The organism is Desulfovibrio sp., assembly GCF_019424165.1.
In the GTDB taxonomy this organism is placed as follows: domain Bacteria; phylum Desulfobacterota; class Desulfovibrionia; order Desulfovibrionales; family Desulfovibrionaceae; genus Desulfovibrio.
In genome coordinates this window covers 31,802-57,656 of record NZ_JAHZAA010000004.1, presented here as the reverse complement: position 1 = coordinate 57,656, position 25,855 = coordinate 31,802, and the positions used below count along the sequence as shown (strand labels likewise).

Below are 25,855 nucleotides of genomic sequence, written 5' to 3'. Positions count from 1 at the left end.
CGGCCATGGGCTACAAGCGTCTCGGGCTGCTGTTCTGCATCGGCCTGCGTGAAGACGCCAAGGCCTCTGCCGACATTTTCGAGGCTCACGGTTTTGAAGTGGTTTCTGTTATCTGTAAGGTCGGCAATGTATCCAAGAGCACCCTTGGCATTGACGCCGGGCATCTGCACAATCCCGCCAAGCCGGAAACCATGTGCAACCCGGTGCTGCAAGCCAAGATCATGAACGATGCCAAGGTGGATCTTAACGTTCTGCTGGGCCTGTGCGTGGCGCACGATACCCTCGCCATGCGCTATCTTGAGGCCCCCACGACCGTTCTGGCCGTCAAGGACCGCATGCTCGGCAACAATCCGCTGGCCGCCCTGCACTCATCCTACTCCAATTACCTCAAAAAACCCGTTTAGCGGCGCATGCGAGTTATGGACAATAATATAGAGAAACGAATCCAGAGTCTGCGCGACAGGCTCAGTTATATGGTGGACATTTTTGCCGGCAAGCACAAAGACAATGCGCAACTGCTGGAAGAAAAGCTCACCTCTTTCGCGGCGCGCGCCCGCGCGGGGGAAGTTGAAGATCCCTATGCGGAGCTGGCCACGGTTGAAGACCTGTTCTGCTATGTGGAACGCCGCCTTGAAGGCAGCATTACCCCCATGGACAAGGTGCGCATCGTGCGCCACCCGCAGCGTATCTGCCTGCGGGACATTCTGGAAAACGTCTACGACAACTTCACCGAGGTCGGCGGACAGGACGAGCACAGTCTGGACCCCAGCATGCTCATCGCCCGCGCCGTCATTACGCGGCGCAGGGGCAAGAAGACCTATACCCAGTCCGTCATGGTTATCGGGCAGGAAAAAGGGCACGGGGCGGAATTCCGCAACGGCGGCTCTGTCAAGCCCTGGGGCAACGCCAAGGCGCAGCAGTATATGCGCGTTGCGGAAACCGAGGGCATTCCCGTGCATGCCTACATCTTCACGCCCGGCTCGTATCCCATTGAGGACTACCCCGGCGCGGCGCAGCAGATCGCACGCAATATCTACAGCATGGCCGGTCTGCGCGTACCCGTTATCGCCGTCATCTCCGAAGGTGGTTCCGGCGGGGCCGAGGCCATCGGCCTTGCGGATAAAAGGCTCATGCTTTCGCACGGCTACTATTCGGTCATTTCGCCCGAAGGGGCCGCTGCCATTGAAGGCCGCCTCAAGGCCGGGCAGCGCGCCGCCCCCGAACTGATCGAACACTGCGCCCAGCACCTCAAGATCACCGCGCAGGACAACATCAAGTTCGGCTATATCGACCGCATCGTGCAGGAACCGCCCCTGGGCGCGCGCCCCTGGCACTTCGACTTTTTCCGCACCTTGCGGCAGGAAGTCATACGCGCCACAGACGAAGTGGTGGTTTCCACCCGCGTCATGCCCATGCTCAAGGGCTTTACGCTTTCACGCCTGCGCAGGCCCGATGCCAATCTGGATGAAATGCATACCCGTTGGGGGCTTTCCTCCAAAGCTAAAGACCGCCTGCGCGAACGTCGCCAGCAGAAGTTTCTGCGGCTTTCCCGTCAGGCGGCACGCGACCGCAGGCCGTTCATCACCAAAATGGCGGGCGCGGCCTGGGACTGGATATCCAAGCCCTGGGTCAGCTTCAAATACGACTTCTATCGCAAGCATCAACGCCGCATCCGCACCTTTATGGAAGAAGTGGGCAACGAGTGGGATGTGTTCAAGGGGCGTCTGCTGGCTCCCTGGCACAAGCTCACCCACAAACTGCCCGGCAAGCAGGACAACAAGGCCAAAGAGCTCATGGCCCTTTCCACCTGGGCAGACGATTCGCGCCGGCTCAAGTGGAACTACATATCTCCGCGCTACAAGGCCGACCGCACGGTTACCTGCCCCAACAGCGCCTCTTACGGCTGCCTGGACCTCTGGGGACCGGACCTTTTCGCCGAATTCGCGGGCGTGTGCAGCCATTGCGGCTATCACTTCCCCATGGAGCCGGAATGGTATGTAAAAAACGTCTTTGACGCCGGTTCGGTCTTTGAGTTCAACAGCGAAATCGAAGCGGGCAACCCGCTGGACTTCCCCGACTTCAACGACCGCGTCGCCGCTGCCCAGAAAAAAACCGGGGCCAAAAGCGGCTGCGTGACCTTTGAAGCCCGCATCGACAATACCAAGATGGTGGTAGCCATGCTTATGGGGACCTTCCGCGGCGGCTCCGTGGGCGCGGCCGAAGGCTACAAGTTTGTGGAGGCCGCCCAGCGTGCCGAGAAAAAGCGCTATCCCTTTCTGGCATACGTACACGGCACGGCGGGCATACGCATTCAGGAAGGCACGCACGGCGTCATCCAGATGCCGCGCTGCACCGTGGCTGTGCGCCGCTATATCGAATCCGGCGGTCTGTACATGGTACTGTACGACACCAATTCCTTTGCCGGGCCGGTCGCCAGCTTTCTTGGCTGCTCGCCTTACCAGTTCGCCGTGCGTTCATCCAACATCGGCTTCGCCGGGCCGGGCGTTATCAAGGAAACGACGGGCATGGACATCCCGCCCAAGTACCACCGCTCGTACCGCGCCCTGTCGCGCGGGCACATCCAGGGCATATGGGACAGAAGGCAGGTGCGCGCCAACCTCAAGCAGGCGCTGCTCACCATCGGCGGCAGAAACCTTTATTACCGGTAGGCAAAAAAACATGCCGGGGGCGGATGATACGGCGTTGCCGCCAGATCAGCACTTTCGTTCCCGGCCGTAAAAAACTACGCATCAGGCAGGGGATGCGCCCCGCCGCCTGATGCGTATGCCCCGGTGCTGTGCACCCCGGAACACGGCCCGCCGCCGGAACAGCCGGAATGCGGGCAGCGCCGCCATCAGGGCGGCCCGGCAAAACCGCCGCACACACCAAAGGGCAAGCCCGAAGAAAACCAGGCGCCCGCGCCGCTACGGCGGCACGCGCGCCCAAGCATATAACGGACCAAGCATGATCAACATATCTTCACTGCTGGACGAAATAAAAGCTTCGCCCTACCGCGAAATAGTCATCCGCACGCCCCATACGGGCCGCGTCACCTTTGCGGGCCTCAAGCAGGGCGATCAGGCCCTGGGGCCGCAAGGCCAGTGGAAAGAAAAACCCGGCACGCTCATTGCCACGCTGGAGCGCGAGCACAACCCCAAACCCATCTGCGCGCCTGAAAAAGGCGAGGTGAGTGTGGTACACAGTGAGCTTGAAGGCCAGTTTGTAGAGGCGGGCGCGCCCCTTGCCGTGCTGCGGCATATGCTGACCAAGGATGAAGTACAAAGCATCATTCTGAAGAAAACCCTGCACCTCTTCCGCGCGCCCGAACGCGCCAAATATTATTTTACGCCTGAAGTGGACAAAAAAATCCGTGCCTCCGATGCCCAGTCCGTAGCTGTGCGGGACGGCATGGAGCTGCTGATCATGTCACGCATGAAGCGTGAGGTTCCCCTCAGTTACACCGGCCCTGACGGCGTCATCTATGCGGTCTACTTCAAAATCAATGACAACATGGATGCGGGCGCGCCGCTTTTGGGCGTATGCCCCAAGGACCAGTTGCCGGCCATTCAGGACGTGATCATGCGTGTGCAAACCGAGTGGACCGAAAAAGAATAGACACCCGCGATTCCGGCGGGACAAACATCCCGGAGGCTACTCATGGGCAAGGCTTTACAGATTCGCGTCTCGGCCGTGACATGGAACGAAGACCTGCTTGAAGAACTGTGGCCCAAACTCACTGAACTTGCTTTCAGCGTACCCATCAAACACGAAAAGCACGGCGTTCTTGAAATGGTACGCGCCCTTGGCGACGGTCTACAGTTTTTACCCTGGTCCGAGGCCAGGCGTAAGGCCATGGGACCCGGCATTGAAGAAGCCGTGCGCCTCAAGCAGGCACTGGAAACGGCGCTGGCCGACTGGCAGCCCCGTGAGGCCAATATTTTAAGTGACAAACTTGAAGACGTGCTGGATAATCTGGAAAAGGCCTTTGTGGCCTGAGATATCCGGAACAAGCAGTATTATCGGAGACTTTCGCATGCTTAATAAAGTCATGATCATCGGCCGCCTGGGGCGCGACCCCGAATTGCGCTACACCCAGAGCGGCTCGCCTGTGGCCAGCCTCAATATAGCCACGGGCGAATCTTATACCGACCGCGACGGCAACAAGGTGGACCGCACCGAATGGCATCGCGTGTCCGTTTTTCAGCGCCAGGCCGAAAACTGTGCCAACTACCTGACCAAGGGCAGCCTTGTATATGTGGAAGGCAGCCTGCAAACCCGCAAATGGCAGGATCAGCAAGGTCAGGACCGCTATACCACCGAGATCAAGGCCCAGCGCGTGCAGTTTCTTGACCGCAAGGGCGATGCCCCGCGCGGCGAAGGCAGTGGCGGTGGCGGTGGCGGGCGCGGTTATGAGGACGATTACGGTGCCGCCGCGCCCCGCGGCAATGCTCCCCGTGGCGGCCAGGGCGCTCCGCGCCAGCAGAGCCAGGGCAATCGCAGGCCCGCCGATGAAGACCTTGGCCCGGCCTTTCCTTCCGAAGCCTCAAATATGGACGAAGTACCCTTCTAGAGCACTTTGCCTTTGAGCGCCGCCGTGCGCAAAGGTTTTACGGCGTCCCCGCCCGGCGTTGGCTGCGCAAAGCCATTGTGTCCGCCATTTTGGGGTAGATACTCCCCAGGCAACCGGCAGAGCGGTCCACAGTAAAACCACTCCGGTCCGCCGCTCTCTTCTGTTTACACGCCTGCCGCACGGTCGACGCAAAGCGTGCTCCAAGCCCTCAGGGCTGGAGCACGTTTTGCGTTGAAGCGCATTGCTCCCCCATCCTAGGCACCTCCGGCTTGCCACAGCCGACGCATAAACAGTACGGCTGCGGCAGGCAGGATACGCGTTGCCGCTGGTCGCCGCATGCTGCCGGGCCATTTGCCAACTGCCTCACAAGACTGCTGACCTCCCCGATGCAGCCTGCCTGCTACATCAACAGATTCAGTCTGTTATATTCTGGCGTTGAGTACACGGGCATTCACCCCTGCGCGAAAAAATGCGGCAGGTGCGGCCCCCTGAAAAAACGACGCGCCAACAGTCCGTCTTTTCAGATAATCCTTTTAGCCGTGGATAAAAAACAGCTTTCGCTAGATTGCGAAAAAAAGCGCCATCGGATGTTTTCAAGTGGATACTGTCCGACCTCGGCAAATCAAATTTGCCTTTGGCGGCAGCTAAAAAATCGGATGTAAATATTATTTATTAATAAAAACAATATATTATACAAATAAGCTTCATACAGTGATATTCATTGTCCATATAAAAATCCCTTTATCTGTACTATTTTTCCCCATCCAGGCAAGTGACAAAACAGGGACAATGTGCGTTTTTTTCAGCCGGGGGGCTTCTCTTTTTTAAAAACATGCCGTAGGATGGTATTTATGTTTTTTGGCTTTAACAAAGGCCTTTTCGCATTTTCATATGTTTGAAAGTCAGGAAATTTTGCGAGAGGTAGTTGACTTTTTGTTAGATTATTCACAAGATGGATTTCGAGAGAAGCCCTCCCCATTCCGGCTGTGCGTGCTGCCGTGGCGGGAGGCTGTCATAACCAAAACACGGAGGATTTCGCGATGTCCAAGTTGGTAGCTCCTCACGGCGGTAAGGGTCTGGTCTGTTGCCTGCTTGAAGGCAAGGCCCTGGAAGATGAAAAGAAAAAGGCCGCTGGCCTCAAGCAGATCGAAATTTCTTCCCGCGCCAAGGGCGACCTCATCATGATGGGCATTGGCGGCTTTTCGCCTCTGAACGGTTTCATGAACAAGGCCGACTGGAAGAGCGTGTGTGAAAAAATGACCCTCACCGACGGCACCTTCTGGCCCGTGCCCGTAACGCTTGACGTCTCCGCTGACGAAGCCAAGAGCATCAAGGCCGGTGAAGAAGTGGCCCTGGTCCGCAAGGGCGAAGTCATGGCCACCATGAAGGTCGAAGAAATCTATGAGATGACCGAAGCCGACAAAAAGATGGAGTGCGAGCTGGTCTTCAAGGGCGAAGGCCCTGACTCTGAAAAATTCTGGGAAGTGGCCCCCGAAGACCATCCCGGCGTAAAAATGGTTCTGGCTCAGAAAGAATACAATATCGCCGGTCCCGTCAAAGTGCTCTCGCAGGGCGAATTCCCCGAAAAGTTCCCCGGTGTGTACATGACCCCCGCCCAGTTGCGCGCCAAAATGGACGAACGCGGCTGGCAGAAGGTTGCCGCCCTGCAGTTGCGCAACCCCATGCACCGCTCGCATGAATACCTTGCCAAAATCGGCGTGGAAGTGTGCGACGGCGTGGTCATCCACTCCCTGGTCGGCTCCCTGAAGCCCGGCGACATCCCGGCCGAAGTGCGCGTGAAGTGCATCGACACCCTGGTGGACAAGTACTTTGTGAAAGACTTTGTCATCCAGGCCGGTTACCCCCTGGACATGCGCTATGCCGGCCCGCGTGAAGCCCTGCTGCACGCCACCTTCCGCCAGAACTACGGCATCAACAACCTGCTGGTGGGCCGCGACCACGCCGGTGTGGGCGACTTCTACGGCATGTTTGAAGCCCAGGAAATCTTCCGCAAGATGCCCACCCCCGCAGACTCCGGCAAACGCCTGCTCTGCGAACCCCTGAATATTGACTGGACCTTCTACTGCAAGAAATGCGACGGTATGGCCAGCATGCGTACCTGCCCGCACGGCAAAGATGACCGCGTCATCCTGTCCGGCACCAAGCTGCGCAAGATGCTTTCCGAAGGCGCGGATGTGCCGGATCACTTTGGCCGTGATGAAGTGCTCGCCATCCTGCGCGAATACTACTCCGGTCTTACCGAAAAAGTCGAAGTCAAGATGCAGCGTGCCGCCTCTGGTTCCACCATGTAAGGTTGCCGCAGTCACAACGCGAAAGGACGCCCGCAAGGGCGTCCTTTTGTTTTGCCCTGCATACCTTGTAGCCACACCATGCTTTACCTGAAGGCAAAAAAAGCCTATAGAGGCATGATACATTCAAGGTACAGGATTCGTGCCGCGGCTGCCGCCGCCGCGCGGTCCGGTTCATTTCTTTGCAAGCTCCGGCGGCGCGCCCGCCAAACCCATATTACAGGTGGTTCATGAACCGATCCCACGAAATCGTTACCGGCGCTCTGCTTCTTGCCCTGCTGGCCGCGGCATTTTGCGTATGGAGCGCTCTTGGCAACGAAGTAAATCTGTGTGTGACGGCAGGCTGCTCCCTGTACCAGGACAGCACTGTGGCGGGTATTTCGCTGTGGTGGATCGGGGCCGGCGTTTTCGCGGCCTTGTGCTTTCTGGCCCTGCTGGGAGCCGCCCACTGGGGCCGCACGCTGTCTGCGCTGGCCCTGGCGGGTGATGTGGCCCTGCTGCTTGTCATGGCGCTTACCGCCCCCTGCATAAGCTGTCTGGTGGTGGCGGTGTTCTTTGTGCTCATCTATATGAGCTTTCGTCAGGCAGCCACGGCGCGCAGCCGCTCGGGCCAGGCGGGCCGTTCCCTCCTCGTGCTGGTATGGGGTCTGCTCTTTATCATCAACCTGGGCGCTGTGGCGCGGTCGCAGGCCACTGTGTGGTCCATCACCGACAACCACGACAGCGCCACGGTGCGCATGTTCTTTTCGCCGTCCTGCTCCAGTTGCCGTGAAGGCGTCGCCATTCTTTCCGGACATGTGGACGTGGCCTTCTACCCCCTGGCCGAAAACGATGCCGACGTATACCGCGTGGCGCAGATGATCCGCCTGCTGGATCAGGGCGACAGCATGGCCGAGGCCATGACCCGCTCGCAGGGCGCAACCGCCCCCGGGGGCTTTGGCGCGTGGAGTCCGGATATGATATGGCTGCGCTTCCGCATGCTGCGCAACAAGGCCCATGTTTTCATATCCGGCGCACAGACCGTACCCTTTTTTGAATATCACGGGCTGCCAGCCATGCTGGTCAAACAGGGCAAGAGCACCGGCCCGCGCGGGTCCGGCACCAATGCTGCCCCGGCCGGCGGCTTTTCCGGCATGCCGGGAACCGGCCACTGGCAGGAACAGCCCGGCGGCACAAACGACGCCCTGCCGCTGGAGCCGCAAATTGCGGGCCAGTGCGGCGGCCCTGCCCCCTGCCCGGAATAGGGTGCGGGTACAGACATATACCAGCCCGGATTTTGCCGGACAAAAGCCAGGCCGCAAGCCGGGCAGCGGCCCCGGCGTATAAAGGTGGGCAACGGGCAAAGCTGAAAAAAGGGAGCAGCCCATGCTGCAGACAGCGTAACGCCCTGCTGATGAAATAAAAAGCGGCCACACACGTTTCAACATACGTTTGGACTACGCAATTGGACCAAACCCCGAACACCGTGTAAGCAGAACGCGGCATTGTGCAAAAAAGTGCGCAAGTGACGCTGTCCGGCGGCAAAGGGGCTTGACGCCCTTTGCGCTTCCCCTTTATATGAAACAGCCTTATCCGTAAGGCGCGAGGGCGGGATGAAAGCACAGGAATTGTTCAGGAAGCACAAAAGTGAAATTGTTCGCCTTTGGGCCGAGGAGGTGTTTGACACCTACCCTTTTGAAACGACAGGTTTTTTGCGTACGCGCAACGATCCTTTTGCCAATCCTGTCGCCCATATGACCAAAGAAGCGGCCGGGGCGCTGTATGACGCCATGGCCGGCGAGCATGTTGACCCGGGGCAGACCAAGAAGGCCCTGGAGCGCTTTATCAGGCTGCGCGCGGTGCAAAAGTATACTCCCAGCCAGGGATTGGGCGTATTTTTTCTCATGAAGCCCATTCTGCGCACGCACCTTTTGCCCGAGTTCATAGCTCTGGGCGATACGGCCTCCTATATGGAAGCCGAATCGCGCCTGGACAGTCTCACCCTGCTGGCCTTTGATATGTATACCGAGGCCCGCGAGGTTGTGGCCGACCTGCGCATCACAGAAATTCGCAACCAATACGCCCAACTGGCGCGCTGGGCGCAAAAGCTGGAAGGCGGCCCTTCGCATCCGGCGGACTGACGCTGAACCCCGCACCCCCTGCCCGCGTTGTGCCTGGCGGGTTTTTGGAGTGTGCGGCCCAGGCATTTCTCAATATCCCGTGGTGGGCTTTTGAGGCAACTTTAGTGGAAGTGAGGTAGGGAATGTTCAATTCATTACTGCTGGTGCTGCTCATAGGAGCCATCGCCTGGGCGGGAGCGGCCATAGGGCTTGCGCCTCTGTTCGGCGTTGTGCTGCCTTATGTTGCAGTCGTCGTTTTTATCGTCGGTGTTATCTGGCGTATGGTGTACTGGGCCAAATCGCCAGTACCCTTCTCCATCCCCACCACCGGCGGCCAGGAAGTTTCGCTTGATTTCATCAAGCCCAACCGGCTCGACAGCCCCAGCAACACCTGGGACGTTGTGCGCCGCATGTTTCTGGAAGTATTCTTCTTCCGTTCGCTGTTCCGCAACACGGTTGCCGATGTGCGCGAAAATGACCCCATCAGCAACGGGCCGCGCACCATCTATTTTTCCTCCAAGTGGCTCTGGGTGTTTGCCCTGCTGTTCCACTACTGTTTTCTGCTGGTTTTCATCCGCCACTTCCGCTTCTTTATGGAACCTATCCCGTCCTGTATTTCCTTTCTGGAAACCATCGACGGCATCATGCAGGTAGGTTCGCCCCGCTTTTTCATGACCGGCGGACTGGTGCTTGTGGGCGTGCTCTTTCTGCTTGGCCGCCGCATTTTCGACCAGCGTCTGCGTTACATCTCGCTGTTCAACGACTATTTTCCGTTGTGGCTTATCATCAGTATCATCAGCTCCGGCCTGTGCCTGCGCTATTTCGATAAGACCGAAATAGCCCAGGTCAAGATTTTCGTCATGGGCCTCACGCATTTTGCGCCCGTGTCCACTGCAGGCATCAACGCGCTTTTCTTCACCCACCTTACTCTGGTGTGCGTACTGCTGATTTACTTCCCCTTCTCCAAGCTCATGCATATGCCGGGCGTGTTCTTCAGCCCCACGCGTAACCTGGCCAACAACTCACGCCGGGTGCGCCATATCAACCCCTGGAATCCGCCCAAGCAGTACTTCACCTACGCCGAGTACGAGGATACCTACCGCGAAGCCATGGCTGAAGCCGGGCTGCCGCTGGAAAAGCAACCCGAAAAGGCCGCCGAGTAAGGAGTCTTCATCATGGCAAAATTACCTACACCGCAAATGCTTGTCGCCAGTCGTCCGGACTTTCCGGCCGAAGGCTGGCTTGATGTCAAGCCGGAATTCACGCCGGGCAGTTTTTGCTATCCGGCCAAAAAAGATACCATGGAACTGCTGCACATGCCCAATCCCCATGAGTGGGATCCGGCCGCAGAAGACTGGAATCTGCCCGAAAACTGGGAAGAAATTCTGTGCGACGCCTTTGCCGACAAGCTTGAGAAGCACCGCTCGCTCAAGCTCTTTATGGACATCTGTGTGCGCTGCGGCGCCTGTGCCGACAAGTGCCACTTCTTCCTCGGCACCAATGATCCCAAGAACATGCCCGTGCTGCGCGCCGAGCTTCTGCGCTCGCTCTACCGCCGCGATTACACCATGCTGGGCAAGCTTCTCGGCAAAAAGGTCGGCGCCCGAGGCTGGGACGTGTCCGTCGTCAAGGAACTGTACTACTACGCCTACCAGTGCACCGAGTGCCGCCGCTGTTCGCTCTTCTGCCCTTACGGCATCGACACGGCCGAAATCACCGCCATTGTGCGCGAACTGATGCACGAAGTGGGCCTTGGCACGCACTGGATCATGGACCCGGTGAAAAACTGCAGCTTCACGGGCAACCACCTGGGCATCCAGCCCCACTCCTTCGTGGAAATCGTGGAAATGCTGGCCGATGACTGCGAAACCATCACCGGCATCCGCCCCAAAACGCCCTTCAACGAAAAGGGCCGCGAAATCCTGTTCATCACGCCCTCGGGTGACGTGTTTGCCGACCCCGGCATCTACACCTTCATGGGTTACCTCATGCTCTTCCACGAGCTTGACCTTGACTACACCTTCTCGACCTATGCTTCTGAAGGCGGCAACTTCGGTTCCTTCACCACCTTCAACATGGCCAAGAAGCTCAACGCCAAAATGTATGCCGAAGCCGAGCGCCTGGGTTCCAAGTGGATTCTGGGCGGCGAATGCGGCCACATGTGGCGTGTGATCAACCAGTACATGGATACCTACAACGGCCCGTCACCGGCCAATATGGAAGTACCCGTGTCGCCCATCACGGGTACGGTGTTCAAAAACGCCGCCTCCACCAAGATGGTGCACATTGCGGAATTCACGGCCGACCTGATTCACCACAACAAGCTGAATCTGGATCCCAGCCGTAACGACCATATCATCACCACCTTCCATGACAGCTGCAACCCCGCACGCGCCATGGGTCTGCTGGATGAACCGCGCTACGTGCTCAACGCCGTGTGCAACAACTTCCACGAAATGCCCGAAAACACCATCCGCGAGCAGACCTTCTGCTGCGGCGCCGGTTCGGGCCTGAACACCGAAGAAATCATGGAACTGCGCATGCGCGCCGGTATGCCCCGCGGCAATGCCCTGCGTTTTGTGCAAGAAAAATACGGCGTCAACCACATGGCCTGCGTGTGCGCCATCGACCGCGCCACCCTGCCCCCGCTTGCCAACTACTGGGCGCCCGGCGTCAATGTGAGCGGGCTGCACGAACTGGTGGGCAACGCCCTTGTCATGAAGGGCGAATGCAAGCGTACCATGGACCTGCGCCAGGAAGATCTGCCCAACGTGGCAGATGATGAGGATGCGCCCGAAGCGCAGGGGGAGGGCCAATAAATGTATAACGCCAAAGCAGTTATCGTCGGAATCGTCATCTTTGTGGCCCTGTTTACCTCCCCTTTCTGGTTGAGCCTGATGGGGCAGGACTATAAGAGCACAGGCATTGAGCTGCCCAAGGGTGAAAAGGAATGCATCGAGGACGTGCAGTTCATGCGCGACCAGCACATGCGCCTGCTCAATGAATGGCGCGATGAAGCCCTGCGCAAGGAAAACCGCGTTTATGTGGCCACCAGCGGCAAAAAATGGACCATCAGCCTGCAGAATACCTGCTTGAAGTGCCACAGCAACTACAAGGAATTCTGTGAGAAGTGCCATACAGCCAACGGTGTTGATCCGTATTGCTGGACTTGCCACATCATTCCCCAGGGGAGCAAGTAATGAACAAGAGCAGAAGAAGCTTTCTGAAAGTGGCGGGCTTTTCGGCCTTTGCCCTTACCAGCGGCATGGCTGCCCTGTCTGGCGTGGCCCAGGCGCAGATTGCCCCCGGCAAGTATGAACGCGCGGCCAACGCCCTGCACGCCAAGCGCTGGGGCATGGTTATCGACACGCGCCAGTTCAAAGGCCCCGAAGACTACAAGCCCCTGATCGAGGCGTGCCACAGCTTCCACAACGTGCCGCACATTCCTGACAATCAGGACATCAAGTGGTTCTGGCTGGACAGCTACGCCCATGTCTTCCCTGACGACATGAACGCGCACCTGAACACGCACACCCGCGAGTCCATGTACCCGCTTTTGTGCAACCACTGCACCAACCCGCCCTGCGTGCGCGTGTGCCCCACTCAGGCCACCTACAAAATGGACGACGGCATTGTCGCCATGGACTACCACCGCTGCATCGGCTGCCGGTTCTGCATGGCGGGCTGTCCCTACGGCGCGCGCTCGTTCAACTTCAAGGACCCGCGCAAGTTCCTGGCGGATCCTGTGCCCAATCCCGAGTATCCCACGCGTATGATCGGCGTGGTCGAAAAATGTACCTTCTGCGCCGAGCGCCTGGCCGTAGGCCAGATGCCCGCCTGCGTTGAAGCAGCCAATGGCAAAATTCTTTTCGGCGACCTGGAAGACCCCAACTCAACGGTGCGTCAGGCTTTGGCCACCAACTACAGTATTCGCCGCAAGCCCAGCCTGGGTACCCAGCCCGGCGTTTACTACCTCATTTAGGGAGAACAGGCCATGCTTGAAAAATTGCTCGACGGTCCTAAGACCTTCTACATGTGGCTGCTCTTTCTGCTCGTCGTCATCGCGGGTTGCGGCCTTGTGTATCTGGATCAGTTGTACAACGGTCTCTCCGTCACCGGCCTGAGCCGCGACGTTTCGTGGGGACTGTATATTTCGCAATTCACCTATTTCGTGGGTGTGGCGGCCTCGGCTGTCATGCTGGTGCTGCCCACCTACTTCCATCACTATAAAAAGTTCAAGCGCATGATCATTTTCGGTGAATTCATGGCCGTTGCGGCCGTGGTCATGTGCGCGCTGTTCATCGTGGTGGACCTGGGCCAGCCCCAGCGCATGCTCAACGTCATGCTCCACCCCTCGCCCAATTCCGTCATGTTCTACGACATGATGGTGCTCATCGGCTATCTTGGCCTCAACATCATCATTGGCTGGGTCACCCTTGAGGCCGAAAGGCACGAAATTGACCCGCCCAAATGGATCAAGCCCCTTATCTACCTTTCCATCCTTTGGGCTTTCTCCATTCACACGGTTACGGCCTTCCTGTATGCGGGCATCCCCGGCCGCCATTACTGGCTTACCGCCATCATGGCTGCCCGCTTCCTGTCCTCGGCGTTCTGTTCCGGTCCTGCCATCCTGCTTCTGCTTATGATGGTGCTGCGCCGCCTGACCAGCTTCGACCCCGGCAAGGAAGCCGTAAAAACCCTGACCACCATCATCGTTTATGCCATGTGCATCAACGTATTCTTCTACCTGCTGGAAATCTTCACCGCCTTCTACAGCGGTATTCCCGGGCATGAAGAACCCATCCACTTCCTCTTCTTCGGTCATGGCGGACACCTGACCTGGGTGAGCTACTGGATGTGGGGCGCCGTAATCATGGCCTTCGCCTCGCTGGCCCTGCTTATTCCGCCCAAACTGCGCGAAAACGCCAACGTGCTGCCCATCGCGCTCATCATGCTGGTGCTGGCCTCGTGGATCGACAAGGGCCTCGGCCTGCTGGTCGCGGGCTTCACGCCCAACATGTTTGAAGCCTTCACCCCGTACATGCCCTCGGCCAAGGAAATTGCCGTTGCTCTGGGCGTGTACGCCATCGGCGCTCTGGTGCTCTCCCTGCTGTGGAAGATTGCCCTTGGCGTCAAGATGGAAGTGAACCAGATGCACGACTAGCGCGTTGCATAACGGGGATTTTTGTAAAATCCCGCGGAGCGGATAAACATTTTCGATGTCAATCTGCTCTTATCCCGGCCAGGGCCGGTCTGGTTTCATAAAATAAAGCCCCCGTGCGGATATGTCCGTGCGGGGGCTTTCATATATGCCCACATTGTGATAAAATGCACTTGTTGATTTGCATCATTGAACATATGCAGATGTTGCGAAAAATTCTGCCGGCACAGCATGCACAAACCCCACGCATGGTCGAAACACGCAGATTTTGTGATGCATAACGGCAAGTGCAAACAAAAAACCATTGCCGCCTCGCCCCCCATCAGGGGGCAGACCACCGGCTGCACAACAAGGCGACATGCTTGACTTTCATAGGTTTCAAAAGGCATAGTGCAGGTCATTGCCGCCATTCTTTTGCAAGGAGATCAAGATGAAGCAAGCACTCAAAGACGCCATAACCATTTGCAAAACCTTTTTGCGCAACGGTTATGACGCCCACGTCATCAACGCCCCCTTGCAGGAACATCTGCTCGAAAGGACCGGGCAGCTGGCTGTAGATATTGCCTGCGAACCGGATATGGACACGCTGTTCAAGCTTTTCCCCAAGGCGCAGGCCGCACCTGAAAAGCGTGCTCTGGCCGTTATGCAAGAAAACGGCGTCACCTACCGCTTCTATCCCCTTGAAGTGGCCGCAGCGGGGCATCCCGAGCTTTCGCTCATCAAGATCACCCCCACCATGATTGACCTCATGAGCCATGAAGAGCGCCTCAAGTTGCGCCTCACGGGCTTCAGCACTCCCGAAAACACGGGGGATGTATACGATGGCTTTGAAGACATCAAAAGCGGGGCCATCAGCCTGACCGGCCTGCCCGATGAAACCCTGCGGCACGACTATCTGCTGGCTGTGCGCGCATTGCGCTTTGCCGCCAACTTCGATCTGCCCATCGAGCCCAATACCTGGCTTGCCATTGTGCGCGCATCGAGCCGTGTGCTGGACTACGTCCCCGCCACGGACATTATGGACGAATGGCGCAAGGTTGCTGCAGAAAACATGCACCGCTTTGTACGCCTTTTGTTTGACGCCCACATTCTTCAGGGCCTTATTCCCGAAGTGGCGGCCCTTTCCTGCCTGACCCAGATGCGAAATAAAGAAGGCGACACCGAAAATGTTTTCGAGCATACCCTTGAATGCATGAAGTGTTACCCCGAAGAAGATTTCCATTACGACTGGCTCGGGACCATGGCCATGCTTTTCCACGATGTGGGCAAGCTGTATACCGGTGAATACTATGACGGCCTGTGGACCTACTACCAGCATCACCGCGTGGGGGCCAAGGTCACACGCAAGATTCTGCGGCGGCTGCACTTCGCCCAGGAAGACATCGACCTGCTCTGCCACCTGGTGCGCAACCACATGCGCTTTCATTTCATGATGACCGACCGCGGCATTCGCCGGTTCAAGGCGCTGGACGACTACCCCCGCCTTATTGCCATGGCCCGGGCCGACCTCAAGGCGCGTGACGGCATTCCCACATCGTTCAACCACAATATGAAGTATCTGGACCGCGCCGAAACACCGGAACAGATGCTGGAACCCCTGCTGAACGGCAACGAAATCATGAGCGAAACCAAGCTTTCGCCCGGTCCGCAAGTGGGGATTATCCGCGACGCGATGCTCAAGGCCCAGATCGCCGGGGAAGTGACGGATCTGGAATCGGCAGTGAGCTTTGTGCGCGAGTACGCGCGGAAGTCTGTGGGTTAATTGGCGAGAACCATTACAGGTAGTACAGGTCAGGTTACTATTGAGGCCGCCTCTGAAACATGGGGCGGCCTTTTCTTTTTGGTCTTGCCGCCTGCGGCGGAAAGGGTATTGCGCGATGCGCAGGGGACGCCGCCAAGGCGCTCCCTAACAAATCTCCTTGTACTCTTGCCCTCCTCCCGGTAAACAAGGGGCGGGCCGTTACGCACAGGGCGGGGCCGAAACCACAACACGCAGCAGGACGCCCCCGGCAGGACAGAATGACCAACCTTCTCAATCTTACACTTCCCGAACTGGAAGCCTGGACCCAGGCAGAACTGGGCGAACCCAAATTTCGCGCCATGCAGTTGTGGCAGTGGATATGGCAGCGCATGGCGCGCGATTTCGACACCATGACCAACATATCCCGCCCCTGCCGCGAGATGCTCGCCGCCAAGGCCTGTATTGTCTGGCCGGAAGTCAGCGCTGTGGAAGAAAGCCGGGACGGGACCACAAAATTTTTGCTGCGCCTTGAAGATGGTGCGCAGATAGAGACCGTGCTTATTCCTTCTGATTCACGCGAGGGCGTGCGCCGCTGGACGCAATGCCTGTCCTGTCAGGTGGGTTGCGCTATGGGCTGTACCTTCTGCGCCACGGGGCAAATGGGCTTTGAGCGCAACATGACCATGGGCGAAATTCTCGGCCAGATACTGGTGGCTCGCCACCATCTGGGCGATACCCGCCTGCACTGGCCCATGCTGCGCAACCTTGTTTTTATGGGTATGGGCGAACCCCTGCTGAACCTGAAAGAAGTCATGCGCTCGCTCGAAAGCCTTAATAACGACAGGGGGCTTGGTTTTTCGCCCCGCCGCATCACGGTTTCCACCTGCGGCATTGAAAAAGGGCTGAAAGAACTGGGCGAATCCGGGCTGGCCTATCTGGCCGTATCATTGCATGCATCCAATCAGGCGGTGCGCCAGCGCATCATGCCCAAGGCCGCACGCTGGCAGATGAACGACCTCATGGCAGCGCTCAAATCTTATCCGCTCAATACGCGCGAGCACATCACCTTTGAATATCTGATGCTCGGCGGCGTCAACGACGGCCTGGAGCATGCCAGAGAGCTGGCTCCGCTGATCAGCGCTGTCAAGGGCAAGCTGAACATCATTGTATATAACGCTACGGAAGGCTCCCCCTACAAGGCCCCCAGCGAGGAGCGCATACTGGCGTTTGAAAAGTACCTCTGGAACAGAGGCATCACCGCCATTCTCCGCAAAAGCAAAGGGCAGGATATCAAGGCAGCCTGCGGTCAGCTCAAGGTCGCCCGGCAAAAGGATACCGCCGGAGCAGACGGCGATCCGGAAAATTGCGGGTAAAAAGCACGCCCGCCATTGGCTGCGCAACGGACACACCATACAACTCTTCTGTCCCGGTATGGTTTCTGCCCGCGGCCACATGCAAGAGGCAGACCGCCAAAGCGGTTACCCCTGAAATTAGCCTTGATTTATGCCCAAGATTCTTGTGAAGCAGCAGGCTCATAACAAACTGTTTCTGCCATCAGCCAAGCTCGTGAACGGCATTGCGCGGCACGCAGACAGATCTGAGCGAAACGAGGAAATTCCCGCAGCACAGGCCGCGCAGCTCTCGCAGATGTAAAGTGCCGGAAGGCCTCTGGGGTGCTCCGGCAGGCGACCCAAAAGACAAGCAGGCAGCCATTAGAGCTTCTTGACCTTTAAGGAATGCCCACTCGCAAAGCGTTAAGGCCCTCATTACGGCCCTTGACCCCGCAGCCACACTGCACGGCGGAGCTTCTTGCTCACAATAAAGCGGCCCGGCCTTATACAGGCCGGGCCGCTTTATTTTAACTATACCCTACCGCTACTTTCTTGGCCGCATCAGCCCTTGAGGACTTGCCTGCCAAGTTCCAGTGCCTTGAGGTTCACTTCCTGAAGCTTCGGGGGCAGGAATTTTTTAATGGCCGCCTCCAGCGCATCCACGCCAAAGGGCAGCGCACCGGAGGCGCACACCGCACTCAAGAGCACGGTATTGCCGCTCTGCACCGAACCAGCCTGCCTGCCCAGTTCACGGCAGGGGATAAAAAAACACTGTCCGGCGATGGCGCGCACACTGGATTCTATGTGCGCCATATCAGGATATACGGCCTTGCCCAGAGACACCCCCACGGGCGGCAGCGCATCGCTGCTGGAAAACACCGTACCGCCCTGCCGCAGATAGGGCAGGCCCCGCAGGGTTTCCAAAGGTTCAAAGCCCAGCATGACGTCAGCCTCGCCAAGGTCCAGTTTGGGTGAACGCCAGCCGCCCAGCAGCATGACCGATTCCACCACACCACCGCGCTGGGCCATGCCGTGCACTTCGCCTGCCACCACATCCAGCCCGGCCTCAAGGGCCGTACGGGCCAGCAGGGTCGTGGCTGTAAGGGTTCCCTGGCCGCCCACGCCGGTAAAATAAACGCGCATGCGCTTCTGCTTGTTCTGCATAGTCATTGTCTTTCACCTATCCCTGGCGCTTGCGCGCCTTGAAAGCCCCGGGGGCCACCTGCAAACAGACCATGCAGCCCGTGCAGAGAGTCGCATCCACCTCCAGATTGTCGCCGTGGCGATAAAATGCGGGGCAGGCAAGCTCTTCAAGACAGCGCATGGCCTCCGGTCCCTGCTGCGCCACTACGGCCACCTGGGGGGCAACCTTCTTAAGCTGGCGGCGGGCATAAAGCACGCACGGCTCTTCAGTGATGAGCACACGCACGCCGGGCTTGTCCTTCATGTCTTTCAGGGCAGTTGTGAGCGCCTTGATATTGAAGGCACGCACCTTGGCCACTTCGGTCACGCCCATGCCGCGCACAATGGCTTCAATATCCATGTGGCTGCTCATGCCGCCGAGCACATCCTGCTGCATGCCGGGATTGGGCTGATGCCCGGTCATGGCCGTGGTGCCGTTGTCCAGAATGACCATAAGCACGTCATGCTGGTTGAAAACGGCGTTGGCAAGCCCGGTCATGCCGGAATGGAAAAAAGTGGAATCGCCGATAAAGGCGACGACAGGCTTTTCCGAGGCCCGGGCAAAGCCACTGCCCGCCGAGATGGACGAACCCATGCACACCAGAAAGTCAGCCGTGCGCAGGGGCGGCAAAAGCCCCAGAGTGTAGCAGCCGATATCGCTGGAATAATAGGCGTCGTCGCCGAATATCTGCCGCACCGTGTAATACACGGCGCGGTGAGAACAGCCGGGGCAGAGGTTGGGCGGACGGCCCGGCAGATCGGGCTCCATGCTGCGTGGCTCCTGCACAGGACAGGTTTCGCCAAACCAGCGGGCCAGACGGCGCGTGACAAGCGTGGTGGAATACTCGCCCTGATGTGTGAGTATATCGTCCTTGCCTTCAATGCTCACGGAAAGGCCACGCCGCTGCACCAGAACGCGAATGTCCTGTTCCAGCAGGCCCTCACCTTCTTCCAGCACCAGCACCCGCTCACACCTGTCAAGGAAGGCGCAGATTTTTTCTTCGGGCAGGGGCCAGGTCATGCCCAGTTCCAGCACGCGCGCACGGCCTTCCCACCCATTGGCGGCCAGCGCATCAGCCAGATAATTGCGCGAAACGCCACTGGTGATGATGCCCAGCGTTGTGGCTTCGGCTGGTTCGGCAATCGTATTGAAGGAACTTTCTTCCGCGGCCTGACGGGCGCGGGCCATCAGCTCGTCCAGCACCACATGCCGCCTGCGGGCCACGGCAGGCACGGGAACAAAACGGGCGGGGTCGCGCTGGAAATCCTTTTTGGGCTGCGGCTCTGGCAAGGCGTCAAAATCCACAGGGCCGCGCAGATGGCTGATGCGCGTTGTGGTACGCAGCAGTACGGGCTGCTCAAGACGGCGCGCCAGGCTGAAGGCCTCGCGGGTCATGTCCTTGGCTTCCTGCGCCGAGGCCGGCTCAAAACACGGCAGCATGGCAAAACGCGCATAATAGCGGTTGTCCTGCTCGTTCTGGCTGGAATGGCAACCGGGATCATCGGCGGAAAGCACAACCATGCCGCCGGGCAACCCCGTATACACTGCCGTAAACAACGGGTCAGCGGCCACGTTAAGCCCCACATGCTTCATGGTCACAAGGCTCATGGCCCCGCCAAGGGCAGCGCCTGCGGCCACCTCCATGGCAACCTTCTCGTTGACGGAATACTCCAGCCGGTAACGGCCTTCGCCGCCGATGCGATGAAAAGTGTCCGGCACTTCGGACGAAGGCGTACCCGGATAACAGGTAACCACATGCACGCCCGCCTCAAGAGCGCCGCGCACAATGGCCTCGTTGCCCAACAACAGATGGCGCTCACCTTGGGCGCCGTGCAACAGGGGATTGTTGCTCATGCTTCCTCCCGGCCCCGGCGCATGGCTCGCGGACCGCACTGATAATGCAAGGTGCGCCCGGTGGCGCACCCTTTTATTGCACAACAACCCGCAGTGCGGAGCATCTTGCGGGTTGTTGTCTGAAATTGTTACGGTCTGGACGGTGTATCTTTTTGTCCGGCGGCATCCGGCTTGGGCGTGGCATCCACAGCGGGGGATTCCGAAGCGACGGGTTCGTCGGCGGCAGCCAGTGCAGGGTCCAGCTCGGCAGCGCGGGCACGCAGGTAGCTGCTGTTCACGCCGTCAGTTTCGCGGGCCAAGGCCAGGTAGGTACGTGCGGCCAGCTCTTTCTGACCTGCGGCGATGGCCGCTTCAGCCAGCATCTGACGCAGTTGCGGCGCGCTGGCTCCGCCGGGCAGGGTATTTTGCAGCCCCTGCAGCAGGGTCAGGGCCTGTGCGCTTTTTCCGGCCTGAAGCAGAATACCGGCCTCACCCAGGGCGGCGGAAAGGCTGAAAGCGCCATCCGTGCTCTTGGCGGCCTTGCCGTAGGCCTGGGCAGCGGTGTCGTAATCCCCGTTAGCCAGAGCACTCTGGGCCAGGGCCATATACGCCGCGAAACGCGTGGCCGAAGGCGCGCTCTCCGCCAGTTGGGCGAGGGCCTTGACCTGATCAGCGCCGCTGTGTTGCAGCGTGGCACGCGCCAGGGCGTCACGGGCTTCTTCGGCCCGCGAATCACCGTGCCAGTTGTAAATGCCGGTGCCTACGAGCACCAGCAGAAAAACCACCAGCACACCGGCGATAAGTCCGGCGTGGCGCAGCATGAATTGCAGAAGAGGCGCGCTTTCGTGGCTCACCTCGGCCTGCAGGTCACGCAACAGGGGCGCGTCGCCCGCGCCTTGATTCTTTTGCGGATTCATGTATCAAAAACTCCTTAGGGGCGAAATCGCCGCTGTTTCCGGCGTGTACGCAGAGCGCTCACGTGGGGACAGGCTCAGGACGGAAGTCTTCTTCATAGGCCATAAAACGTCCATCTGTCAAAACAAATATCCCCCGGCCAAAGCCGCAAAGGCGCGCTCATGGCCGCTGCCACAAGGAGCTTGCATGACGCCGGCTAAAGAAATGGCGCGTCTTGGCGCGCAGGCAAAGAATGCGGCACGGGCCATGACCAGGGCCACGCCCGAAGCCAAAAATCAGGCCCTGCTGGGGCTGGCGCAACTGCTGCATCAGCGCGAACCGGAAATTCTGGCCGCCAACGCCCGCGATATCGAAGCCGCCCGGGCCGCTGGGCAGGATACGGCACGGCTGGACCGCCTTGCGCTGACACCAGCCATTATGGAAGAAATGCGCGCCGCCTGCGCCCATGTGGCCAACCTGCCCGACCCAGTAGGTGCCACCGAAAGCCAGTGGCAACGGCCCAACGGCCTGCTGGTAGGCAAGATGCGCGTACCGCTTGGTGTAATCGCCATGGTTTATGAGGCCCGCCCCAATGTGACCATTGATGCGGCCATCCTGTGCATCAAGGCGGGCAATGCTGTTATTCTGCGTGGCGGCAGTGAGGCCATACATTCCAACACAGCCCTGGCTCAAGCCCTGCAGGAAGCCATGGTCCAGGCCGGGCTGCCAGCTTCTGCGGCGCAGCTTGTGACGGTTCCGGGGCATGAAGCTGTAAACGCCCTGTGCAAGCTTGACCAGTATATTGATGTGATAATCCCCCGTGGGGGCGAAGGGCTTGTACGCGCGGTTACCGAAGCCGCCACCATGCCCGTGCTCAAGCACTTCAAGGGAGTGTGCCACGCCTATATCGAGCCGGACGCCGACCTTGAGCGCGCGCTGGACATTGTTTTCAACGGCAAGGTGCAGCGTCCCGGTGTATGCAACGCCCTGGAATGCCTGCTCGTACACAAGGATGCAGCCCCGGCCTTTCTGCCCCTGGTGGCGGAAAAACTCGGCGCGGCGGGCGTGGAGTTCCGGGCTGACGCCACTGCCCTGCCCCTTATGAACAAGGCCTCGCAAGGCCGCGTTGTTCCCCAGCAGGCCGAAGACCTTGGCCAGGAATTTCATGATCTTGTTCTCGCAGTTCGCGTGGTGGGCAATATGGATGAAGCGCTGGACCACATCGCCCGCTACGGGTCCAACCATACAGAAATCATCTGCACCAATGACTACGCCAAGGCCATGCGCTTCCTGCGCGAAGCCGATGCCTCCATGGTGGCGGTCAACGCATCCAGCCGCTTCAACGACGGCGGGCAGCTCGGTCTGGGCGCGGAAATCGGCATATCCACATCCAAACTGCACGCTTACGGGGCCATGGGCGTTGAAGAACTGACCACCACCAAGTTTGTGGTGATGGGGCAAGGGCAGGTGCGACAGTAGTGACCATACGGCGCGCTCTGCGGCCCGCGGCAGAACCTGCAACCCCGCGCACGGGACGGGCCATCCTGGGGGGCAGCTTCAATCCGCCCCACGTGGGACACCTACGGCTGGCCATTGAGGCCGCCGAGGCACTGTCATCCCTGACTGACGGTGTTGACCTGGTTCCCTGCGCGGTGCCGCCGCACAAAGCCATGACCGGCATGCTGCCCTTTGACCTGCGTGCCCGGATGCTGGAAGCCAGCATAGTGGACCTGCCCTTTCTGCGCTGTAACAGGCTTGAAGGCCAACGCCGGGGGCCGTCCTATACCTGGGACACCCTGCTCGCCTACCGTGAGGCAGCCCCGGATACAGAGCTTTACTTCATACTCGGCAGCCCGGACTTTGCCCTGCTGCCCACCTGGCACAGGGGCCTGGAGCTACCCGGCCTGTGCCACTTTGTTGTCGTGCCTCGGGACGGTCAGGACGGCAGGGACATGGCAGCCACCGCCACCCGCCTGTGGCCCGAGGCCGAAGAGTGTGAGCCGCTGGTGGGCGATGGCCCCTGCATGGCCTTGCCGGGTGGAGGCATGGCGCATTTTCTGCCCTTGCCGTGGCTTGATGTAAGCGCATCGCGCCTGCGCGCTTTGTGGCTGGCACACCGAAGAGTGGACTTTCTGCTGCCCCGGGCAGCCTTTGAGATTCTGCGTGAAAGCGAAGAAACCGTACGGACACACTGGCAACAGGCAGGAAGCCCATGCTGACAACTGCCCCCAAGGATATACGCGAAAACATTGCCCGCGCTGTAGGCTACTTGCGGCGGGACGAAGTGGAACGCTCCCTGCTGGCCATGAGCGAAGCCCTGCGGCGCATGGCCGAAGTCCGAATGCTGCGCTCCGCCAGGGCCGAGCTGGACATCCAGATCAGCGAATTCCTGGCCGTCCTTATCCATCATCAGACCATGCAGCCCTTGCTGGACCCGGAACATACGGGCAAGCCCAGAGGCATTCCCTTTCAGCAGGGCAAAGAAGCCGCCCTGGCTACTGTGCTGGACGGCCTGGGACGGATTTTGCAAAAAGAGGCAGAAAACTGCGTGCAGGCTGAACTTGCGGCACGGATGGAGCGTAAAAAACACCTCATTGAAACAGGCCTGCAATTCGTGCGCGAAGGCCAGACCGCCAAAGGCCGGGCCTTTTTAAAACGCGTTGTTGAAGAATTCAGCCAGGAAGAAGGCATACGCGTACAGGTTGGACAGATTTTTTCCGCTGCGGGCCTGTATCAAGAAGCTGCGGAAATGTATGAAGAAGCCATTGCCATCCAGCCAAGAGAGCCTGCCGCCTACACAGGGGCCGTGGCTGCGTGGATGGAACTGCGCGAATACGAAAAGGCCGAAAGTATCTATAAGGCCGTGCTGCGCACCTTTGGCGGCCATCCCTCAACCTACGGCAAAATGGCAGCGCTGTACTTGGCATGGCGCAAACGGCAAGCTGCGGAAGACATGGCCTTTCGAGCCCTACAGGAAGATCCGGGCCAGCCGGACGCTTTGGAAGTTCTCGCGGCGCTGGAGCGCCGGTAACGCGACGCTTCTGCCGCAATCCCCGAAGATTCCATGCATCAGGTGGCAGATTTCTTTCATCAAGATGGCAGCCACCTTGCAGCTGCCTCCAGGCGTCCATCACCTGGGCGCAGCTCGGCGCAATCGGCAGACAGCCTGAAAAACTGCCATGCAGCATCAGGCACGCCCATTGCCATTCAGAGCAAGATGCGCTATACACTGCCTTCGGTCACGGGGCCCATGCCCAGACCTGCGGAGAGGTAGCGAAGCTGGCCGTAACGCGCTCGACTCGAAATCGAGTTGTCCCTTAACCGGGGCACGTGGGTTCGAATCCCACCCTCTCCGCCATTAAGTCAGTGAAATCCCTTGAAATCTACTATTTCAAGGGATTTTTTCATGAAATACCGCCATTATCCCTCCCTGCTTTTATCCCTGATTATCCCTCTTTTTCCGCATTTCCCCCCAAATTATCCCTAATTTATCCCTACCGGGAATTACAAAATATCCTCTACGACCTTGAACAGAAAAAATAGATATCCACATCATCAAACAAGGCATTCGAACCAATGGCGAGAAAAGCGATTCCACAACAAAGATTTTGTTCAATGCTTTCGGCATGGCTGCTGAACTGGAAAGGGAACTGATATCTCAACGGACAAAAGCCGCCCTTGTCGCTCGTAAGGCACAAAGGATTAAACTTGGCAATCCCAATCTTGCCATAGACAATGCTGCCGAGTTCAGAAGGCAAAAGACTTTGCAGAAATGATGAAGCCGATTATTCTTGGCTTCAAGTCGGAGGGATTATCGCAGAGGGCTATGGCTGAACGGTTGAACGCGCTTAATATCCCTACACCAACGGGACGTGGGAGTTGGCATCTTTGCTCTGTGCAAAATTTGCAGAAATATTTTTGAATACAATTTACACTTGCTGCAAACGTAGTGCTGCCAGCTTTATTTGAATAGTTCGATAGGTATCCCGCGAAAATATTGAATATTTTATCAACATTTCTTCATAATTATTGTCTAAGTAAATTCCGTCATCTTTCCATTTTTTATAAAATCTGCTGAAATTCTGTTGGCAGGTAGAGCAAGTTACAGCCACTTCTTGAGTAGCCGGAACATTTATTAGTTCAAATTCTTTGCAAATGTCTTCTTCAGTTTTTTCTCCAATAGCTGCTAGTCGAATCAAATCAAAAGCATACTTGTCGTATAGAAAAATATCTAATAGCGATGGAAGCAACTCCACTCGCAACGTATCAAAAATACTATACAGCATAGCGTAGTATTTCATTTTCCAGCAATTACAAGCTAATGAGTTATAAAATAAAAGAACAAGCTCATATGCACTTAGTTGCGCCCTGAGGATATCTATATAATTAGATTTTTTTGTAAAAACATCAAATGCAGACTCTTTTCCTTCCGTTTCGGGGTCAATGTCTTGCAAATCAGCATCATGAACAAACTTTATTATTCTATAAAAATATCTAAAATAGCTATCGAATACATATATGTTTTTATCTTTTTCATACCTATCTCTGATAGTTGTCAGGCGTGCTTCAAGGGTCTCATTAATATCTTTTTCTGTTTGAAACTTGTATAAATTGAATTGGAACTTATCAGCCTCAATTGCTTTTGCGGCCTTCTTAAAGGCGTATGTCCATTCTTCATCTTCATAAATCAATGTTTTTGCTATTTATCTATGAGCAGTAAGCATATTAAAGAAT

23 protein-coding genes and 1 tRNA gene are annotated in these 25,855 nt (G+C 57.9%); 20 read left to right on the top strand and 4 right to left on the bottom strand.

The window, feature by feature from the left end; translation table 11 throughout:
- The 15 genes from QZ377_RS03130 to rlmN all read left to right on the top strand — a co-directional run.
- Positions 1–404, top strand: a 404-nt coding sequence (locus QZ377_RS03130; RefSeq protein WP_291439449.1) for a DUF1847 domain-containing protein, incomplete at its 5' end; no start/stop codon positions are given.
- A gap of 15 nt (positions 405–419) precedes the next feature.
- Entirely contained in the window at positions 420–2,669 is a 2,250-nt protein-coding gene (locus tag QZ377_RS03125; protein ID WP_291439447.1) for an acetyl-CoA carboxylase carboxyl transferase subunit alpha/beta, read from the top strand.
- 295 nt (positions 2,670–2,964) lie between these two features.
- Positions 2,965–3,615 carry a biotin attachment protein gene (locus QZ377_RS03120; protein WP_291439446.1) on the top strand — a complete coding sequence of 217 codons (651 nt, stop codon included), beginning with the start codon at positions 2,965–2,967 and terminating at the stop codon, positions 3,613–3,615.
- Between the two features lie 42 nt (positions 3,616–3,657).
- The gene (locus QZ377_RS03115; protein WP_291439444.1) at positions 3,658–3,996 is read left to right on the top strand and encodes a hypothetical protein; all 339 of its coding nucleotides are present in this window, start codon (positions 3,658–3,660) and stop codon (positions 3,994–3,996) included.
- A 37-nt stretch (positions 3,997–4,033) separates the two neighbouring features.
- Positions 4,034–4,570, top strand: a complete 537-nt coding sequence (locus QZ377_RS03110; protein ID WP_291439442.1) for a single-stranded DNA-binding protein — start codon at positions 4,034–4,036, stop codon at positions 4,568–4,570.
- Between the two features lie 1,040 nt (positions 4,571–5,610).
- On the top strand, positions 5,611–6,882 hold the full coding sequence (gene sat, locus QZ377_RS03105) for a sulfate adenylyltransferase (protein WP_291439440.1): 1,272 nt from the start codon (positions 5,611–5,613) through the stop codon (positions 6,880–6,882).
- 227 nt (positions 6,883–7,109) lie between these two features.
- On the top strand, positions 7,110–8,123 hold the full coding sequence (locus tag QZ377_RS03100; RefSeq protein WP_291439438.1) for a hypothetical protein: 1,014 nt from the start codon (positions 7,110–7,112) through the stop codon (positions 8,121–8,123).
- 348 nt (positions 8,124–8,471) lie between these two features.
- The gene (locus tag QZ377_RS03095; protein WP_291439436.1) at positions 8,472–8,999 is read left to right on the top strand and encodes an RsbRD N-terminal domain-containing protein; all 528 of its coding nucleotides are present in this window, start codon (positions 8,472–8,474) and stop codon (positions 8,997–8,999) included.
- Between the two features lie 122 nt (positions 9,000–9,121).
- The gene (gene dsrM / locus QZ377_RS03090; protein ID WP_012624091.1) at positions 9,122–10,141 is read left to right on the top strand and encodes a sulfate reduction electron transfer complex DsrMKJOP subunit DsrM; all 1,020 of its coding nucleotides are present in this window, start codon (positions 9,122–9,124) and stop codon (positions 10,139–10,141) included.
- A 12-nt stretch (positions 10,142–10,153) separates the two neighbouring features.
- Entirely contained in the window at positions 10,154–11,797 is a 1,644-nt protein-coding gene (dsrK, locus tag QZ377_RS03085) for a sulfate reduction electron transfer complex DsrMKJOP subunit DsrK (RefSeq protein WP_291439433.1), read from the top strand.
- Complete coding sequence (gene dsrJ, locus QZ377_RS03080; protein ID WP_291439431.1) at positions 11,798–12,178, top strand: sulfate reduction electron transfer complex DsrMKJOP subunit DsrJ; 381 nt, start codon at positions 11,798–11,800, stop codon at positions 12,176–12,178.
- Positions 12,178–12,960: a sulfate reduction electron transfer complex DsrMKJOP subunit DsrO gene (gene dsrO, locus QZ377_RS03075; protein WP_291439429.1), complete on the top strand. Its 783-nt coding sequence runs from the start codon at positions 12,178–12,180 to the stop codon at positions 12,958–12,960. Before dsrJ ends, dsrO begins: the two co-directional genes overlap by 1 nt.
- A 12-nt stretch (positions 12,961–12,972) precedes the next feature.
- On the top strand, positions 12,973–14,142 hold the full coding sequence (gene dsrP / locus QZ377_RS03070) for a sulfate reduction electron transfer complex DsrMKJOP subunit DsrP (protein WP_012624087.1): 1,170 nt from the start codon (positions 12,973–12,975) through the stop codon (positions 14,140–14,142).
- Positions 14,143–14,569: 427 nt separating this feature from the next.
- A complete protein-coding gene (locus tag QZ377_RS03065; RefSeq protein ID WP_291439426.1) occupies positions 14,570–15,901 on the top strand; it encodes an HD domain-containing protein in 1,332 nt (443 codons plus the stop codon).
- A gap of 257 nt (positions 15,902–16,158) precedes the next feature.
- Positions 16,159–17,253 (top strand): 23S rRNA (adenine(2503)-C(2))-methyltransferase RlmN, encoded by a 1,095-nt coding sequence (rlmN, locus tag QZ377_RS03060; RefSeq protein WP_291439424.1) that lies wholly within the window; start codon positions 16,159–16,161, stop codon positions 17,251–17,253.
- A 519-nt stretch (positions 17,254–17,772) separates the two neighbouring features.
- On the opposite strand, the gene QZ377_RS03055 is transcribed toward rlmN, so the two are convergent.
- From QZ377_RS03055 to QZ377_RS03045, 3 genes are all read right to left on the bottom strand, one after another.
- Complete coding sequence (locus QZ377_RS03055; RefSeq protein ID WP_291439422.1) at positions 17,773–18,381, bottom strand: indolepyruvate oxidoreductase subunit beta; 609 nt, start codon at positions 18,379–18,381, stop codon at positions 17,773–17,775.
- Positions 18,382–18,391: 10 nt separating this feature from the next.
- The gene (gene iorA / locus QZ377_RS03050; protein ID WP_291439420.1) at positions 18,392–20,248 is read right to left on the bottom strand and encodes an indolepyruvate ferredoxin oxidoreductase subunit alpha; all 1,857 of its coding nucleotides are present in this window, start codon (positions 20,246–20,248) and stop codon (positions 18,392–18,394) included.
- A gap of 128 nt (positions 20,249–20,376) precedes the next feature.
- Positions 20,377–21,144, bottom strand: coding sequence for a tetratricopeptide repeat protein (locus QZ377_RS03045; protein WP_291439418.1), 768 nt, complete (start codon positions 21,142–21,144; stop codon positions 20,377–20,379).
- A 184-nt stretch (positions 21,145–21,328) separates the two neighbouring features.
- Here QZ377_RS03045 and QZ377_RS03040 point away from each other — a divergent pair, with 184 nt between their 5' ends.
- From QZ377_RS03040 to QZ377_RS03020, 5 genes are all read left to right on the top strand, one after another.
- Positions 21,329–22,600: a glutamate-5-semialdehyde dehydrogenase gene (locus tag QZ377_RS03040; protein WP_291439416.1), complete on the top strand. Its 1,272-nt coding sequence runs from the start codon at positions 21,329–21,331 to the stop codon at positions 22,598–22,600.
- Entirely contained in the window at positions 22,600–23,340 is a 741-nt protein-coding gene (locus tag QZ377_RS03035; protein WP_291439415.1) for a nicotinate-nicotinamide nucleotide adenylyltransferase, read from the top strand. The genes QZ377_RS03040 and QZ377_RS03035 overlap by 1 nt, the downstream gene beginning before the upstream one ends.
- Entirely contained in the window at positions 23,334–24,152 is an 819-nt protein-coding gene (locus QZ377_RS03030; RefSeq protein WP_291439414.1) for a tetratricopeptide repeat protein, read from the top strand. Before QZ377_RS03035 ends, QZ377_RS03030 begins: the two co-directional genes overlap by 7 nt.
- A gap of 233 nt (positions 24,153–24,385) precedes the next feature.
- Positions 24,386–24,479, top strand: a tRNA-Ser gene (locus tag QZ377_RS03025).
- Positions 24,480–24,660: 181 nt separating this feature from the next.
- Positions 24,661–24,897 carry a recombinase family protein gene (locus QZ377_RS03020; RefSeq protein ID WP_365854046.1) on the top strand — a complete coding sequence of 79 codons (237 nt, stop codon included), beginning with the start codon at positions 24,661–24,663 and terminating at the stop codon, positions 24,895–24,897.
- A gap of 153 nt (positions 24,898–25,050) precedes the next feature.
- Here the strand turns inward: QZ377_RS03020 and QZ377_RS03015 are convergent, their stop codons facing one another.
- Complete coding sequence (locus tag QZ377_RS03015; RefSeq protein ID WP_291439412.1) at positions 25,051–25,812, bottom strand: putative phage abortive infection protein; 762 nt, start codon at positions 25,810–25,812, stop codon at positions 25,051–25,053.
- Positions 25,813–25,855: the final 43 nt, after the last annotated feature.